At 27.0% G+C, this 15,597-nt stretch carries 18 protein-coding genes and 1 other RNA gene; 4 read left to right on the top strand and 15 right to left on the bottom strand.

The window, feature by feature from the left end; translation table 11 throughout:
* Positions 1-24: 24 nt before the first annotated feature.
* The 10 genes from KGF36_RS20535 to KGF36_RS18290 all read right to left on the bottom strand — a co-directional run bounded on the left by KGF36_RS20535 (position 25) and on the right by KGF36_RS18290 (position 8,528).
* Positions 25-291, bottom strand: a complete 267-nt coding sequence (locus tag KGF36_RS20535; RefSeq protein WP_413926893.1) for a hypothetical protein — start codon at positions 289-291, stop codon at positions 25-27.
* A gap of 41 nt (positions 292-332) precedes the next feature.
* The gene (locus KGF36_RS18250; protein WP_227854930.1) at positions 333-1,868 is read right to left on the bottom strand and encodes a type I restriction-modification system subunit M; all 1,536 of its coding nucleotides are present in this window, start codon (positions 1,866-1,868) and stop codon (positions 333-335) included.
* Between the two features lie 15 nt (positions 1,869-1,883).
* The gene (locus tag KGF36_RS18255) at positions 1,884-2,450 is read right to left on the bottom strand and encodes a hypothetical protein (RefSeq protein ID WP_227854931.1); all 567 of its coding nucleotides are present in this window, start codon (positions 2,448-2,450) and stop codon (positions 1,884-1,886) included.
* A gap of 12 nt (positions 2,451-2,462) precedes the next feature.
* Positions 2,463-3,710 (bottom strand): Z1 domain-containing protein, encoded by a 1,248-nt coding sequence (locus tag KGF36_RS18260; RefSeq protein ID WP_227854932.1) that lies wholly within the window; start codon positions 3,708-3,710, stop codon positions 2,463-2,465.
* A 20-nt stretch (positions 3,711-3,730) separates the two neighbouring features.
* The gene (locus tag KGF36_RS18265) at positions 3,731-4,561 is read right to left on the bottom strand and encodes a hypothetical protein (RefSeq protein WP_227854933.1); all 831 of its coding nucleotides are present in this window, start codon (positions 4,559-4,561) and stop codon (positions 3,731-3,733) included.
* An 829-nt stretch (positions 4,562-5,390) separates the two neighbouring features.
* Positions 5,391-5,666, bottom strand: a complete 276-nt coding sequence (locus KGF36_RS18270; protein WP_077717053.1) for a hypothetical protein — start codon at positions 5,664-5,666, stop codon at positions 5,391-5,393.
* Between the two features lie 247 nt (positions 5,667-5,913).
* Positions 5,914-7,239 (bottom strand): DnaB-like helicase C-terminal domain-containing protein, encoded by a 1,326-nt coding sequence (locus tag KGF36_RS18275; RefSeq protein ID WP_227854934.1) that lies wholly within the window; start codon positions 7,237-7,239, stop codon positions 5,914-5,916.
* 12 nt (positions 7,240-7,251) lie between these two features.
* Entirely contained in the window at positions 7,252-7,995 is a 744-nt protein-coding gene (locus KGF36_RS18280; RefSeq protein WP_054275114.1) for a hypothetical protein, read from the bottom strand.
* A 20-nt stretch (positions 7,996-8,015) separates the two neighbouring features.
* Complete coding sequence (locus KGF36_RS18285; RefSeq protein ID WP_054275115.1) at positions 8,016-8,330, bottom strand: hypothetical protein; 315 nt, start codon at positions 8,328-8,330, stop codon at positions 8,016-8,018.
* A 3-nt stretch (positions 8,331-8,333) separates the two neighbouring features.
* Entirely contained in the window at positions 8,334-8,528 is a 195-nt protein-coding gene (locus tag KGF36_RS18290; protein WP_054275116.1) for a helix-turn-helix transcriptional regulator, read from the bottom strand.
* A 139-nt stretch (positions 8,529-8,667) separates the two neighbouring features.
* On the opposite strand from KGF36_RS18290, the gene KGF36_RS18295 reads away from it, so the two are divergent.
* The 3 genes from KGF36_RS18295 (at position 8,668) to KGF36_RS18305 (ending at position 11,528) form a co-directional block, all read left to right on the top strand.
* A complete protein-coding gene (locus KGF36_RS18295) occupies positions 8,668-9,528 on the top strand; it encodes a helix-turn-helix domain-containing protein (protein ID WP_227854935.1) in 861 nt (286 codons plus the stop codon).
* A 91-nt stretch (positions 9,529-9,619) separates the two neighbouring features.
* Complete coding sequence (locus KGF36_RS18300) at positions 9,620-10,372, top strand: Fic family protein (RefSeq protein WP_227854936.1); 753 nt, start codon at positions 9,620-9,622, stop codon at positions 10,370-10,372.
* Entirely contained in the window at positions 10,362-11,528 is a 1,167-nt protein-coding gene (locus tag KGF36_RS18305) for a site-specific integrase (RefSeq protein ID WP_227854937.1), read from the top strand. The genes KGF36_RS18300 and KGF36_RS18305 overlap by 11 nt, the downstream gene beginning before the upstream one ends.
* 117 nt (positions 11,529-11,645) lie before the next feature.
* On the opposite strand, the gene KGF36_RS18310 is transcribed toward KGF36_RS18305, so the two are convergent.
* From KGF36_RS18310 to smpB, 5 genes are all read right to left on the bottom strand, one after another.
* Positions 11,646-11,876 carry a hypothetical protein gene (locus KGF36_RS18310; RefSeq protein WP_021362065.1) on the bottom strand — a complete coding sequence of 77 codons (231 nt, stop codon included), beginning with the start codon at positions 11,874-11,876 and terminating at the stop codon, positions 11,646-11,648.
* Positions 11,877-11,881: 5 nt separating this feature from the next.
* Positions 11,882-12,361, bottom strand: a complete 480-nt coding sequence (locus KGF36_RS18315; RefSeq protein WP_227854938.1) for a DUF3990 domain-containing protein — start codon at positions 12,359-12,361, stop codon at positions 11,882-11,884.
* Positions 12,361-12,576 (bottom strand): DUF3791 domain-containing protein, encoded by a 216-nt coding sequence (locus tag KGF36_RS18320; RefSeq protein ID WP_227854939.1) that lies wholly within the window; start codon positions 12,574-12,576, stop codon positions 12,361-12,363. Before KGF36_RS18320 ends, KGF36_RS18315 begins: the two co-directional genes overlap by 1 nt.
* 299 nt (positions 12,577-12,875) lie before the next feature.
* Positions 12,876-13,225, bottom strand: a transfer-messenger RNA (tmRNA) gene (gene ssrA / locus KGF36_RS18325).
* Positions 13,226-13,382: 157 nt separating this feature from the next.
* Positions 13,383-13,838 carry an SsrA-binding protein SmpB gene (gene smpB, locus KGF36_RS18330; protein ID WP_054275121.1) on the bottom strand — a complete coding sequence of 152 codons (456 nt, stop codon included), beginning with the start codon at positions 13,836-13,838 and terminating at the stop codon, positions 13,383-13,385.
* Between the two features lie 513 nt (positions 13,839-14,351).
* Here smpB and KGF36_RS18335 point away from each other — a divergent pair.
* The gene (locus KGF36_RS18335; protein WP_227830259.1) at positions 14,352-15,179 is read left to right on the top strand and encodes an AIM24 family protein; all 828 of its coding nucleotides are present in this window, start codon (positions 14,352-14,354) and stop codon (positions 15,177-15,179) included.
* The last annotated feature ends 418 nt before the right edge of the window (positions 15,180-15,597 follow it).

Below are 15,597 nucleotides of genomic sequence, written 5' to 3' on the forward strand. Positions count from 1 at the left end.
GCAAAATAAGTTTACCTAAAGCAACTATTTTTTTCTAGCATCAGCATTTTGTACAATAATATAACAAACATATCTTGAAAGCATAATATCATCTATGCTTTTTTCTGATCCAGACTTAACTATTTTGCAAACATCAACAAAATAATCTGATACATCATAATCACTGTTTTCACAAGCTACTTTGGACTTCTCTACTATCCTTTTAAAATTTCCCCACTTTAAGTATTCAAGAGTTTTTGCTAATTCTCTTCCATATAAAAATTCTTGATCATATGCATTTATACGCTTAATTTTTTCATTATATTGTTAAATTTCACTCATAGCATTCCTCCTTAGTTTAAACCTAATTCTTCTAAGTATTTAGCCATTTGAATTTCAACTTCTGATATCTCAGCTTTTAATTTAGATATATTTTCTGCTACAACTTCCATATCAACCATTTCTTCTTCTTCAAAAGTATCCACATATCTAGGTATATTTAAGTTATAATCATTTTCTTTTATTTCTTCCAAACTCGCCAAATAGCTATACTTATCTACAGTTTCATAACTTTCATATACTCCAACAATCTCTTGTAAATCTTCTTCCCTTAATTTATTTTGATTTTTACCCTTTTCATAATGATTGTCTCCTGAAGCATCTATAAACAACACATTATCTCTTTCTCTATTTTTCTTAAATATTAATACTACTGCAGGTATTCCTGTTCCGAAGAATAAATTTTCAGGTAATCCTATTACTGCATCTAAAAGATTTAACTCAAGTATTTGTTTTCTTATTTTTCCTTCACTCGCTCCTCTAAATAGTACTCCATGAGGTAATACAACTCCCATTCTTCCTTCTTCTGCTAGAGAATATAACATATGCTGAATAAATGCAAAGTCTCCCTTACTTGATGGTGGTACTCCCCAATCAAATCTTCTATGTATATCTAAACTAGCTTCCATCTTAAATTTTTTATCATCTACCTCAGCTCCTGAGAATCCCATCGCCCACTTATCTAAAGAGAAAGGTGGATTAGCTACAACAACTTGAAACTTCATTAATTTTCCATCTTCTAAATGAAGTGGATTTGATAGAGTATCTCCATTCTCAATCTTTGCATCATCAATACCATGTAAGAACATATTCATCTTACAAAGTGCTTGAGTTTGTCCATTTCTTTCTTGACCATAAATCTGAGCTTTTCCATTAGGTGCTTTTTTAAACGCTCTTATAAGAAGAGATCCTGAACCACAAGTTGGATCATATATTCTATCATTTGCTTCAGGTTTTACTAGTCTAGCAAGTAACTCTGAAACCATTGATGGAGTAAAAAACTCTCCTCCTTTTTTTCCTGCATCTGATGCAAATTGAGCTATCATATATTCATAAGAATCTCCAATTACATCATTTCCTGCTATATTACTTGGCTTTAAATCTAATGGTTTGAAATCATTTAATAAAGTTCTTAATATGGCATTTCTATCATTAGTTTTTCCTAATATAACTTCTGAATTAAAATCTATATTTCTAAACACACCTCTTAATTTTAATTTATTTGATTCCTCTATATGCTCCAATGCTTTATTTATAATATCCCCTATACTACTATCGTTTCTCTTCTCATATAAATAATCAAAAGTAGATTTTTCATCTAATATAAATCTTTCTCTGCTTAAAGCTCTTTTTATTCTAGCTTCATCATTATTATATTTTGCTGCATACTCTTCATAATGCTCTACATAAACATCACTTAAATATTTTATAAATAACATTACTAATATGTAGTCTTTATATAAAGATGAATCTATTTTACCTCTAAAAGTATCTGCTGCCCTCCATAGAGTTGAGTTAATTTCTTCTTGTGTAGTTTTTTTTATTTCCATATTTTTACCTCCATTTTATTTGAATATTTTACTCATTATTGTTTTATGGTATTTATTTTTTTCATCTATAAATTGTTCTAGTATTTTTTTCTCTTTAATTACTAACTTGTTCAATTCTATAATCGTATTTTGCTTTTCTAATGTATACTCTGGTATCTTTATATCTTTGAAGCTACTAGTTTTAACAATTGAAACTGCACTACCTATAGTATCTGCTGCTAATTTTCTTTTGCATTTTTCTGAGTTTAAATATACTTGAATAAACTGAGAATTCATAGTTTTTGACCTATTTCTTATTATAGCAAATAAAGATGGAATAACTATATTCTCCTGATCTTTAGTTATATATATCGCAGTATTTGGCGAACTTAATCTTACTATAATATCTCCTTCTTGTGTTAAATACTGACTTTTTATTTTTTCTTCACTTATAAAATCGTCTAGGTAATCATCTTCAATGTATCCATTTTCATTAAAACTTTTTAGGGTAAGGAGTTCATATGCAAACCCATTATTAGTTGATGATTTTTTTCTAGCTAATACTAATCCTGTGCTAATTTTTGCTATTTCATCTAGTTTCAAATTATCACCTCTTTACTTCATATAGTCTACTGCATATACTGTAGATTTTACATTTTTGGGTGTTACTAAAACTGGCCACCAAAATGGTGCTCCACTCCATCCATTTTCTAATTTACCTGTATTTTTTATTAATATTAATGAAGGATTATCAATAGCTATCTGCTTTGCTGGACGTCCATCCAAAATACCATTATCTGGTGAGTTCATCAATCTACCTGCTCCTGGAGTATATTTTTTAGTTTCCCTTCCTTCTCTAACTAATAAATACACTTCTCCACTAGATAAATAATTAATTAGAGACAACATAGTTTCTCTATCTACAGAATAATTATCATCTAAGTCAATAGTATCATATATAAAATCAATTATTTCACACGCTTTTTCTTTACTTATTGCAAATGGATTTTTTGATTCATTATAAGGGTTCTCATTTGAAATAATTTTATCTATTTTATTCACTATAGGTGTTATTTTACTTTTACACTTTGGTGTGAACCCAAGTGGTAACATTCTCCTATGCTCTTTTAATATATGAGTTTTACTTACCATTATTTTATTAGGTGAGCAAGGAATTATTTTGCCTAGTGAATCTCTTCTTATAAAAATAACTCCATCTTTATTCTTTTTTTCTTCAAAATCTTTTCTTAGTGCAGAGTCAAATTCATTTATTTTTACCATTTGATTATAAAGATGTTTAGTAGTATATAGTCTAGTAACTGCTAAGTCTTCTGGATTTCTATAACCAAACATTCTTGCATGTTGTAATACTGTATCTTGTTGCATCTTCTGAGGTCTTCTTCCATAAACAAAACCTATTAGATTTGAAATAGTTATTCCCCTATCTAATATTTGCCCACCTACAAATATATTTAATGGTGTTCTAAGTTCTAATTGTCCTCTTTCATCTAACATATCTTTTACTTCATTCTCTGAGTTGACAACAGATATAGTTATTCTTTCACTGATTGCTGTATATACTTCTGATTTCAATATTTCTTTATCTATAATCTCAAATCCATATGCTTCTATACTTCCACTTAAATCCGCTAATGATTCTAATATTAATTCATCTAGAGTCTCTTTAGCATTATTTATTAACTCTTTAAGTTTTTCAACTAGTGTAATAATAATATTCTCTTGTCTTGTATGAGAATTTTTTGCTATTTCAGTATGAATAATAAGACTATATCTATTATTTTCATCAAATTCATCTCCACCATTTTGAAGCAGTCTAATAGTTCCTGCCACTATAAAGTTCATAATAGCTTTTCTTATTCCACTTATTTTTTATGTGTAAGAACTTCTTCTTCTTTAAATACTCTTCTATCACTATTTTTTAGAATCTCAAACTCTTTTTGATCTATCTCTTCAAATAAGTATTGTGCTAACGGATTTTCTTCATGGTTAAAATAATAATCTCCACCTATATATCCTTTTCCTGATGGTACCAATACTGTGTGAGCAGGTTTTATTGGATAAATATCTACCCCTAGCTGAAAAGTTTCTGGCTGAAGGTATAGTGAGTACGGAGTTGCTGTCACTTGAATAAATCTACATTCATCTAATGTTCCCCTAATTTCATTTATATCTGCTGCAATCCTTCTAATATCAAAAGCTTCATTTTTCTTTTCAAATCCAACACTAGCAAAATCTGCTTCATCATCAATAATCATGCACTTTTTATTAGATTTTAGAGGATATGTTTCTATAAAATCTTTAAATCTTGTAAGATTGTTTTTTTCTTTTTTGATTATTATTATCATCTTTTGTTTTAATTCAAATAGCGATAGATTATTTGGCATTGACATTATATCAAATATTCTTACATGTTCCCCTTTAAACTCATATTTCATTCTTGACAGTGTTTGTTGAGATAATGCGTTAGTTCCTTTAGTCAATACTACTGCTAAATCATATCCATTATCAAATCCTAATGCAATTGTACCTATAAATGTTTTTGTTTTTCCACTTTGAATCTTACCAAGCATCATTAAAGGTTCATTTTTTAAACCTTCTAGTACTTGAATACTTTCTTCTATGCATTCCTTTTGCTCTAATGTGTATTCATTTGAATCTATTCTCTTTTTATAAAACTTCCCATTTAAATTCATAAGTCCCCCTATTTTTTGTACTATATTAAAAATAACTTATACTTGTATAGTAACCAAATTTTGTATTATTGTCAATCTTTTTTTGTACTATATCAAAAATGACATATTTATTTTTAATAAAATAATCTTTTTATAAAAACATTGATTATTTAATTAACAAATTTCTTTTGAATTTCAATAGTGAAGAATATAGAAATAGAATTGGGGTTTTGCTTATTTTATTGATTTATGTAAAGTTATCTATTTAGTCATTTTAATAATTTTGACAGTCTGATTTTCACAAGAATTTTTATTTTTATAGTTGAAAGTATAACATTCTGTTTATCTAAAAATAGACTAACACTATTTTATTACTTTTGTAATTTTTATTTATACTCAAACAATATAATATACCTGTTGATTAATACCTTTTACTTTGTTTTGATGATAAATATAGTGTCTCTTTCTATTACTCATATTTTTCTTAAATAAATACTTGCAAACTACTTTATTTATTTGCTCTGATATATATTTATTAAACACCCTTTTTTTCTCATTAGGTTCTAGATTAAGTATTGTCATATTATCTTCCTCGAGTTATTATTTTAAACTTTAATAAAATTATTGTATCATATGTTTATTATCAAAATATGTTATTCACCTAAACACACAAAACCTAAAATATAATTGATTGAATAAAAAATTATAGAGGACATATTTATGCCCTCCTTTACAAAATATATTTATTTTAAACAACATAATTAAAATCTATTTAATTTAAAATATCACAGTACGATTATTAATAAACTCAATTTGTGATTTAATTATTCTACTGGAATATACAAATTAATTACTTCAACAACTCAATTGTAAATTTTGCTCCTGCTTGAAATCCAAATTTATAACTAAGCTCTCTTTCAAATTCTATCAATGAATTAAATAAATCATTTAATTTTATTAATGCATGTATTCTATTTTCTTCTAATAATCCATTCTCTATTAATTCATTAATATCTCTAATTTCTTTCCAATTTTCAATATAATACTTATCTTTTTCTAAAATATCTTTGTATATATGTTCATTTATCCAATAATTAAAATATATTTCTATAATTTCATCATACATTTTAGTACCTCCTTGACTTTCATCTGGTACTTAATATATACTTAACTTGTGTAGGTTAGTGTACATTAAGTACCTAATTTATAAAGGTAGTTGTTATATTTATATGGCAACTACCTTTTTCTAATAAATTTTTCAATCTAAATACTATATATTTTAAATATTTATTGCATACAATTAAGGATTATATACTTTTCTTCTAACACTCCTTAAACAATAGTTTATATATCACTTAATAAATTATATTTTTTCATACCTTCTTACATTCCTTAAAAGAAAACAAACCTCCTATATACCAATAAGGTCTAAAACCTGATTCTCCATCTCTATTTTTAGCAACTATAATCTCACTTAAACTAGCTCCAAAACCTTTTTCTCTACGTCTTAATTCTTTTATATCCTCTATTCCCATTGTCTTACAATAATCAAGAGCCTCTTTCTCTGTAGGTCTATGAATATATATGACTGAATTAGAGTCCATATATATTTGTTTTGAACTTCTCATTACTCTATCACCTTTTGGTCTTTCATCCTTCAACTCATCATTCAATTGAGCCAACTGTATAATTGGAATATTAAAATCTAAAGTAATCTTTTTTATTTGCCTTGATAAATCAGCAAACTTAGCTTCTCCAACTTCTTTACCTTCGTAATCCAAAATCTGAAGATAATCAATTATAACAACATCTGGTTTAATACTTTTTATTTCCCTCTTAATTCCTGATATTGTATTCACTGAATCATTAATATAGAGATTATTCTCCTGATTTAAAGTACTTAAAGCATTTATGTATTTAATTATTTCTTCTTCATTTAGATTTCTATTCTTCATTTTTACAACTGATATTCCAGTTAAAGAAGCTATGTTTCTAAACAAAATTTGTATATCACTCATTTCACCACTTATAAAAAGTACTTTTTTACCTTGAAATACCACATTTCTCATTATCTGTAAGGCTAGTGCTGTTTTTCCTCTTCCACTTTTGGCCGCTATTGTAATTAATTCACCACTATATAGACCTCCAATAGTTTCATCTAAAAATTTTATTCCTATATTAATACCTTCTTCAATTTCATCATTTATGTATTCAAAGGCTCTTTCTGATATAGCTGTTATACTAGAATCCTTCTTAACCAATTTCTGATTGACTTCATTAATGTATTTTTCTAATTGATATATAAGTGTATTATCATCTATTTCACCTAATTTGAATTTATTAAATTTATCAATTATATTTCTATTTTTATATTTTTCAATAACTATATCAATATAATGAGATACATTACCTATAGTTGGAACTATTGTTGATAGTTTTGTCAAATAACTTATACCTCCAACATAATCTATAAGCCCCTTTTTATTCAAATCTTCTGTAAGAGTTATTATATCTATAGGCTCATCCCTTTTATGTATATCTTTCACTGAATTGAATATATGTTTGTGTTCTTGATGATAAAACATATCTTCACTTATTAATATTTCAATCTCTTCTATTTTCCTCGAATCTAGTAAAATACTACCTAATATAGATTGTTCTGCTTCTGTGTTCTTAACTAAATTACTCATATTATCCATAATATATACTCCCTACCACTTTAATTGTGAATCATCTGGACTATATGCCTCTGCATCTACTTTGACATTAATTGATTTATCTTGATAATTGCCTTCTAATATCTTAATAAAATTATTTGGGCTCATTATCCAATCAAAACTTGCCTTCCAACCTTTTTCATTGCTTCCATTTAAAAAGCTAGTTTTACTAACTATATGAATAATTTCTAATACAGTCTCTTTATCATATTCTTTTATCCTAGCATTAATTACTTTTTTTCTAGCTTCTGTAAGTTTCTTTACTTTTGATAGTTCTGTACAAGTAATATTGAATTTTTCTATAATTTCACTGTATATTTTACTTTTTTCATTATTTACATTCTTGTTAGTTGTTAGTTGCTTGTTAATTGCATGTTGATTAGTCTGTTGATTTTCTTCATTAGATTGATATAGCTCCCAGTTTTCAATAGTTATAAGCCTATTTTTGTTTGTTGATTCATTTGTTAGAAATCCATATCTTTCAAATTTCTTTAAAGCAGTTCTTACATTCTGAATACTTACATCTTTTGAACACATATTTGCTATACTTTCCAAAGATGTTATTAACTGTCCAGATTTAACTTCATATTCTTTACCTCCATAAACCCATTTATTAGGCTTATGATTAACTGACAGTAATAGGTTTATGAGTATATCTCTTTGTTTGGAATTACAATCTTTATATAGTGGGCTTTCTTTTATCTTTCTATGAAGCTTTATCCAACCTAGATTACTCAAGTACTATCACCCACTTAAACCTATAATTTTATGCCATTTGCATTTTCAATAAACCAATCATCTAGTTTATTTTTTATTATATACACTCTATTATCTATCCATATACAAGGAAATCCTTTATTTTTAGAATGACATAACTGTCTAAATTTTGATTCCCCTATGGGATAAATTTTAGAAGCTTCTTTACATGTGATAAGTTGAGCTTTATCTCTTCTATATGTCTGTATCTCTTTGTACCCTTTTGACCTTTCTTGTGCTTCTTGTTCTTGTTTGACAAGTATATTCAATGTAGCTTGTAGTGTTTTAAGAACTTCTAAATTATTTGTATCTGCCATACATCATTCCTCCTTATCAAAAAATAAATCTTCTACACTTGTATCTAGTTCTTGAGCCAATTTTAACATCAACATATTACTTGGATTCTTTGATTTACCTCTTTCTAAAGAGGATAAATAATATCTTGAGATGCCAACTTTTTCAGCCAATTCATATTGCTTTATACCTTTTTCAATTCTTTTTAATTTGAGTTTCATTGATTTCCTCCTTTCTTTCATACCCATTTTGTGTATTCTCATTTCTACAAAATATTCTAGCACCCATTTGGTGTATTGTCAATATATTTAAGTGTATCAATAAAACCATTTAGTGCTATAATGTATTTGAGGTGAAATTATGATAAATAATACAATTGGAAAAAAGATTAAACAATATAGAAAATCTATAAATATGTCAAGGGATGAGTTAGCTAATAAGCTTGGTTGCTCAGTTTATGCTGTAGCTAAATATGAGCAAGGCCAAAGAAAGCCTAGTTTAGATATGATAAAAAAAATATCTACTGCATTATCAATTCCTATAAATAGGCTTATTATTGATGAAAGTGATTTAGATACTTCAACAAATAATTATACTAATTTAAAAGAATTGGATTTAGTTGTAAAAACATTTGATAATTACTCAGCAAAACTCATCGGAAATAATATAAGCAAATTTAGAAATATAAATAATATATCTCTCAAAGAACTCTCAGAAAAAATAAATTGTTCTGAAAATGAAATTATAAATTATGAGAATGGAACAAAAATGCCTAGAATTGAAATATTAAAAAAAATAGCACTTGCTACTTATACTAAGATTGAAGACTTATTTGGATTTCCATTAGAAGAGATAAAAATAGATAACCAAACAATCCTCTATAGAAATCCCCAGACTGGATATATTATAGATAACTTTCTTATTGATTTTATAAATAAAGATATTAACATAGATAATACTCCAGTTTCTTATTATATAGATAAGTCAGAATTTGATTTAGTAATTCATATATTAAAAAATTATGGTTATGATGTAAAAACAGATTATAAGACAAAGTTTGAAATTGCAGATAATGCAGATACAATAAAACCAATTAGCTTAAACTTCTCTGACTTCAAAGACTTCTCCAAAAATCTAAATTGGGTGATAAATGGTCTTGTTGAAAATTTTATACAAGAAAACTCTAATGGCCTTATTGAAGATGAGGATGAAGAATATTAGTATTGCACATTTTTAAAATATGAATTTACCTATTAACTTTTATACATTCATAGTTAATAAATAAAAATTAGATATGAAAGGAGCTAAAATCATGAATAAATCATATATACCAAAATACACACATAAATTCCCTACTAATCTACCTCATGGAGATAAAAAATATACTTTAACATACATTAAAAGAATGATAAGTGAATTTGTATATGATATGGGTAACCTAGAAAATAACCCCTTCACATTCCCAGAAGTACAAACATTACTTGATGGTATAACAGTAGGTGGACATAAATTAAGCGACCAAAATCAAATATTAAATATAAAATCATCATGGGATTATGTAATAAAATTAAGTAACAAAGAAAACTTATCTTTAAATAAAGATACAATTTGCTCTATACATAAAATAGTTGCAAAAGATGAAGCTCTAATCGTTGGAGATTTTAGAAATGGTAATATAGGAATAGCTGGTACTACCCAATATGAGTGCATAGAAGCCACTCTATTAAATGATTTATTTGTAAGTGACATAAGTATCATAGATAAAATAACTAACCCCTTAGAAAAGGCTATAATAATAAATTTATGGTTGTCCTATTGTCAATTCTTCTATGATGGCAACAAAAGAACTGCTAGACTTACCTCAAACCTAATACTTATAAGTAATGATATAGGAGTTCTGTCAATACCAGCTAAACATAAACAAGAATACAACACATTAATGCTAAACTTCTATGAAACACTAGAAGCTGATGAAGTTATAAAATTCTTATTAGAGAAATGTATTACATTCTTTGATGGATATAACTATAAATCATATAAGGAGCTGTTTAAAAATGGCAACTAAAAGAGCTAATGGAGAAGGCTCTATCGGAAAATATAAAGATGGTTGGCGTTCTCGTATAATGATTGGCTATAATGAAGATGGAAAACCGATAAGAAAAGAATTTTATGGTAAGACTCAAAAGGAAGTTAAAGATAAACTTGATGCTTATAAAAAACAATATTATTTAAGCTCTGATATTTCAGATGATAAAATAACTTTAGAGCATTGGTTTTACAATTGGTTGTTTGAATATAGAATAAAAGATTTAAAACCCAAGTCATTTGAAAGATATGAAAGCATCTATCGTAATTATATTAAAGATACTGATTTAGGTAATGTTAAGTTAAAGGACTTAAGAGTATCTCACATACAAAAATATTACAATAGATTGCTTGATTCCAATAAAAGTATACCTACTATAAGACAAATAAACACTAAACTAAAAACCTGCTTATCAGAAGCTGAAAAACAAGGTCTTATACAACGTAACTATTGTACTATGGTAAATATACCAGTTGAGAAAAAGGAAAATAAGCTTGAAATATTGACTCTTGAACAACAAAAGAATTTTATAAAAGCTATAGATGGACATAAATTAGAAGTATTGTTTTTGGTTGCTCTTGGTACTGGACTTAGATTAGGAGAATTATTAGGACTTAAATGGTTTGATATTGATTTTAAAAAGTCTAATTTAAAAGTTAAAAGAACTCTTCAAAGAACATATTTTATAGATAAAACTGGAAATAGAGAGCTTAAAATATTAGAGCAAGAGCCAAAGACATCAAATTCTTACAGAACTGTACCTATTCCAAAAGATGTTTTAAATAAATTGAAAGAGCATAAAGTAAATCAAAATACAGATATATTAAAAGCTGGAGAATTATATAGAAATGATAATTATGTATTTTGCAATGAATTAGGTATTCCTATAGATGATAAAAGACCTTTAAGGAATTTAAAATCTATATTAAACAGCTTAGATATAGAACCTATAAAGTTTCATGGTCTTAGGAAAACTTATGCAACTAGACTTTTTGAAAATGATGTCCCTCCTAAAACTGTACAAGTTTTAATGGGTCATTATGATATATCAATAACTTTAAATATATATACTCAAGTTATGGAAGATAAAAAGATTGAAGCTGTAGAAAAGTTGGATAAAATATTTTCATTGTAAAAATCAAATACATATAAATATTATAATTTCATATAGTTAATTACAAAATCAAAATAAGGATACAAATTAATTTTATATTATCTTGTATCCTTAATTCGTATCTAGTTTTTTAACTATTTATCTTGGGTAGCCTTTATGGTACATTAATCCATTTTCTAACATTAATTCTTGAGCCAAGTATATATGACCCTTACAGTGCATATCTGATACACCCTCACTTATAAGTTTATATGTTTCAGAAGTATATAAATAATCCATACTTTCTTCCAAGCTCTTACCTGTTTGTTTGGAAAATTCTAATATGATTTTTTTATATAGTATTTGTAATAATGTTTTATTTGCTTCCATAATCACTATACCTCCTCTTCATACCTAAACTTTAAATATTTATCTATTACATTTTGATTGGTTATACATATTTGTTCATTTGGTTTATAGTATTTTAATCTTTTTAAAGCTTCATCTTTTTCAATAAGATTATCCTGGTACAGTTCTATTGTATTGTAAATCTTATCATCAGCAATACCACCTATTATAATGTCATATTTCATATATATATCACTCATATTTCTACATTCTATTATAAAATCAAGCCATTCTAAATTATAACTATTGAAAATTTTTACCTTGCAGTTTTCTTTTAATTTATCAATATCTAAAGAATAACTATTTAAATATGCTTTTTTACCTCTTTTTTTAAAACGCTCTGTCCAGTTAATTGCTTGTGTCTTTATACTGGTTACATAGAATCCTTTTCCAAAATCTAAAGAATCTCTTGAAAAGGTAATATTAGGCACTTTTACCACACAATATGAACCATGATATACAATCATTATATCACACCCTTTTCTTTAAGTACTTGCATTAAATCTTCCACTATGTAACCTTTACTTTGAGAATGTAGTACTTCATAGCAAGGTATTATATAGTCATCTAAAATATCAGTATCATGTTTAAGAAGTTTATAAACTCCTTCTGAATCTATATTCAATTTTTCTGCTAAAGCTTCAATGCAAAAAATAGAAAATTCTAGTTTTCTTTCATCCATTACAAATCTCAACTCCTATCAAACTTATATAATATATATTTTTACTAATTAACAACTTAAACTGTCTTACATTTATAAAAATATTATATCATAAAGTAGATATCAAAATTCTATGTTACCTATTATCATAATAAACAAATAAAGACTTTTTATACAACCTAAATGCACCCCAATATACCCTCAAAAAAACCTCTTTTTCTGTGGTTGGGGTACGGTTGGTGGATTTTATCTCCAAAATAAAAAATACCAGTCAATAAAGACTAGTATTTCCAAGTATTTCATCATTCTTTTTTCAAAATTGGTGGAGACGAGGGGAGTCGAACCCCTGTCCGCAAATCTTTTCCTCGCTGCATCTACATGTGTAGCCAACTTTACTAGTATCTCGCCTCACATAACGCCAAGTGGCAGGCTCTATGCTTAGCCAGTCCCAATTAATCTACCCTAAGTCGAGACACCCTCAAAGTAGTTCCCTGCATAATGACGTCCAGTCTTAGCCGGCAGGAGGGCTAAGAGGGACGAGCAGCAACTAGGCTGCTATCGCGAAATTATCGTCTGCGTTTATTTTAAAGTTCCCCAGTTTTTACGTGACCCAGAGTAACACGACACGCAGCCTCAAGTTCCAAACCCACGTCGAAACCTTTACGCCCCCTTGAGTAGTTTATAGTCCATTAGACTCTTCGCAAACTTTATCACCATTTTTATTAAATTTTTAATGTATATATAATATAATACTTTTAAGAATAAAAATCAATGTTATGTTCTAGATAATAAAGAATTTTATTCTAAAAAATACAATTTTAACTAGTTTAATATTTCCCTGTCATTTCTCTTTCTATACGTCTTTGGGCATCTTTCTTAGCCATATCTTGACGCTTATCATATAACTTCTTACCTTTCGCTAAAGCAATCTCTACTTTAACTTTACCATTTTTTAAATATAAACTAAGTGGTATAAGTGAATACCCCTTTATAGTAGTTGCTCCAATAAGCTTTCTTATCTCATGCTTGTGAAGCAATAATTTTCTCACTCTTAGAGGGTCAACATTAAATATATTTCCTTGCTCATATGGACTTATATGAACTTGTTTTAAAAATACTTCACTGTTATCTACAGATGCAAATCCATCACTTAGGTTAACTTTACCTTGTCTTATTGATTTTACTTCTGTTCCTTTTAATTCAATTCCACATTCATATGTTTCCTCTATAAAATATTCATGTCTTGCTCTTTTGTTTGTTGCTAATATTTTTTTACCAGCCATATAAATCTCACCTTCTTTGCTAGAAATTTCTTTAATACACACTAAGAATTTGCTAAATATTTCATATATATAAATCTTTTGACTACCCTGTATGATAACATATTAAAGACCTTTAGTCAATATGACAACACATACATTAAACTAATTGAACAAGATATGATAAATAATGTAACAATATATTGTAGGAAATTGCATCAACTATATTTAGTGCAAAATCAAAATCAATTACTAAAAATAATCTATCAAACTCAAAACAAAAATTTTAATACTCCAATACCTATTTTTCGCTTTTAGCTTTTAACACTCTCATAAAATATAATACCCACAAATTATAAATACTACTCAAAATACATACTCAAATAGTATACTTCAATTATAAATATTCTTAAAATTTCTTAATATCTATGTAAAACTTTGATGATAAAGTAGCCAATTTTCCAAAAAAAATGTAATATATAGTTATATCTTATAATATTTTAGAGATAAATTTTAATATAGTAGGGAGAAATTTGTATGGATTTAAGCAAAAAAGTAAAAATTTTAGAAAATACATCAGATGGTCGAAGTGAATTTGAAATATTAGAATTTGAAAAACTTGAAGGAGCTTCTAGCCCAATGATGGCAATGGGATTATATTTTGCTAGAGAGGCTGGCTTGAAAGCTAGACAAATTAAGATAAAATTAAATAACTCATCAATAAAAACAGAAGCTGGTGCATTGTACTATTATAAAGGAAAGATATCTTCTGAAACTAAAATTGGTGGTGTTGGAGGTCTTTTCAAGAAAGGAATATCAGGGGCACTTACTAATGAGTCAATGATGAAACCTACATATAAAGGTACTGGCGAAGTTTATTTAGAGCCTTCTTTTAGACATTATTTATTTATGAACCTTGATAATGATTCTATAATCGTCGATAAAGGTCTGTTCTATTGTTGCTCTGACACTATAGAAGTAAAGGCATTTACACAAAAAAACTTCTCTTCTGCTTTACTTGGTGGTGAAGGTTTCTTCCAAATAGAGTTAAGTGGTACTGGTGTAGTTGTTCTAGAATGTGTTGTACCTCAAAGTGAAATTATAGAGTATGAATTGAGTAATGGAGAAGAATTAAAAGTAGATGGTAACTTTGCAATAGCAAGAACATCTGGAGTTAATTTTTCTGTTACAAAGTCAGATAAATCTTTAATTGGTTCTGCTTTAAATGGTGAAGGTTTCTTAAATACATTTACTGGAAATGGTACAGTTTGGTTAGCTCCTACTCAAGTAATGTACGAAAAACTAAGCTTTGGAGCCATGCCTACTAATGATAATATGAATAATAAGGTTTCTAAGCAAAAATAGAAATTTTATGAAAATTTTATAAACCCATTCATATAAAGTTAATATAAAATATACTTTTGACATCTTTAGATAAAATTTAGTAAATAGATATATTTTATAATATAAAGATATCAGTGTAAATATAAAAAGGCTGTAGGTAAATTTGTTTCTACACAAATCTACTTACAGCCTCAAATCTACTAATAGCCTCTTTTATAAATATAAATTCATATTTAAAGATATATTTATTTTACCTAATGCACTAATTCAAATCTTATCTGCATTCAATTATCAATAAATCCATATTACATAAAATTATTGATAGCATATATTATAAATCTAATAACTTTTATTATAGTTCTAATTATTAACCTAAAAATGCCTATTATTAATCTATTTAGTTTTACTACAATAAACAATTTTTATATTAGTATACTTA

It is taken from the genome of Clostridioides sp. ZZV14-6009, from assembly GCF_020658095.1.
Lineage (GTDB): Bacteria > Bacillota > Clostridia > Peptostreptococcales > Peptostreptococcaceae > Clostridioides.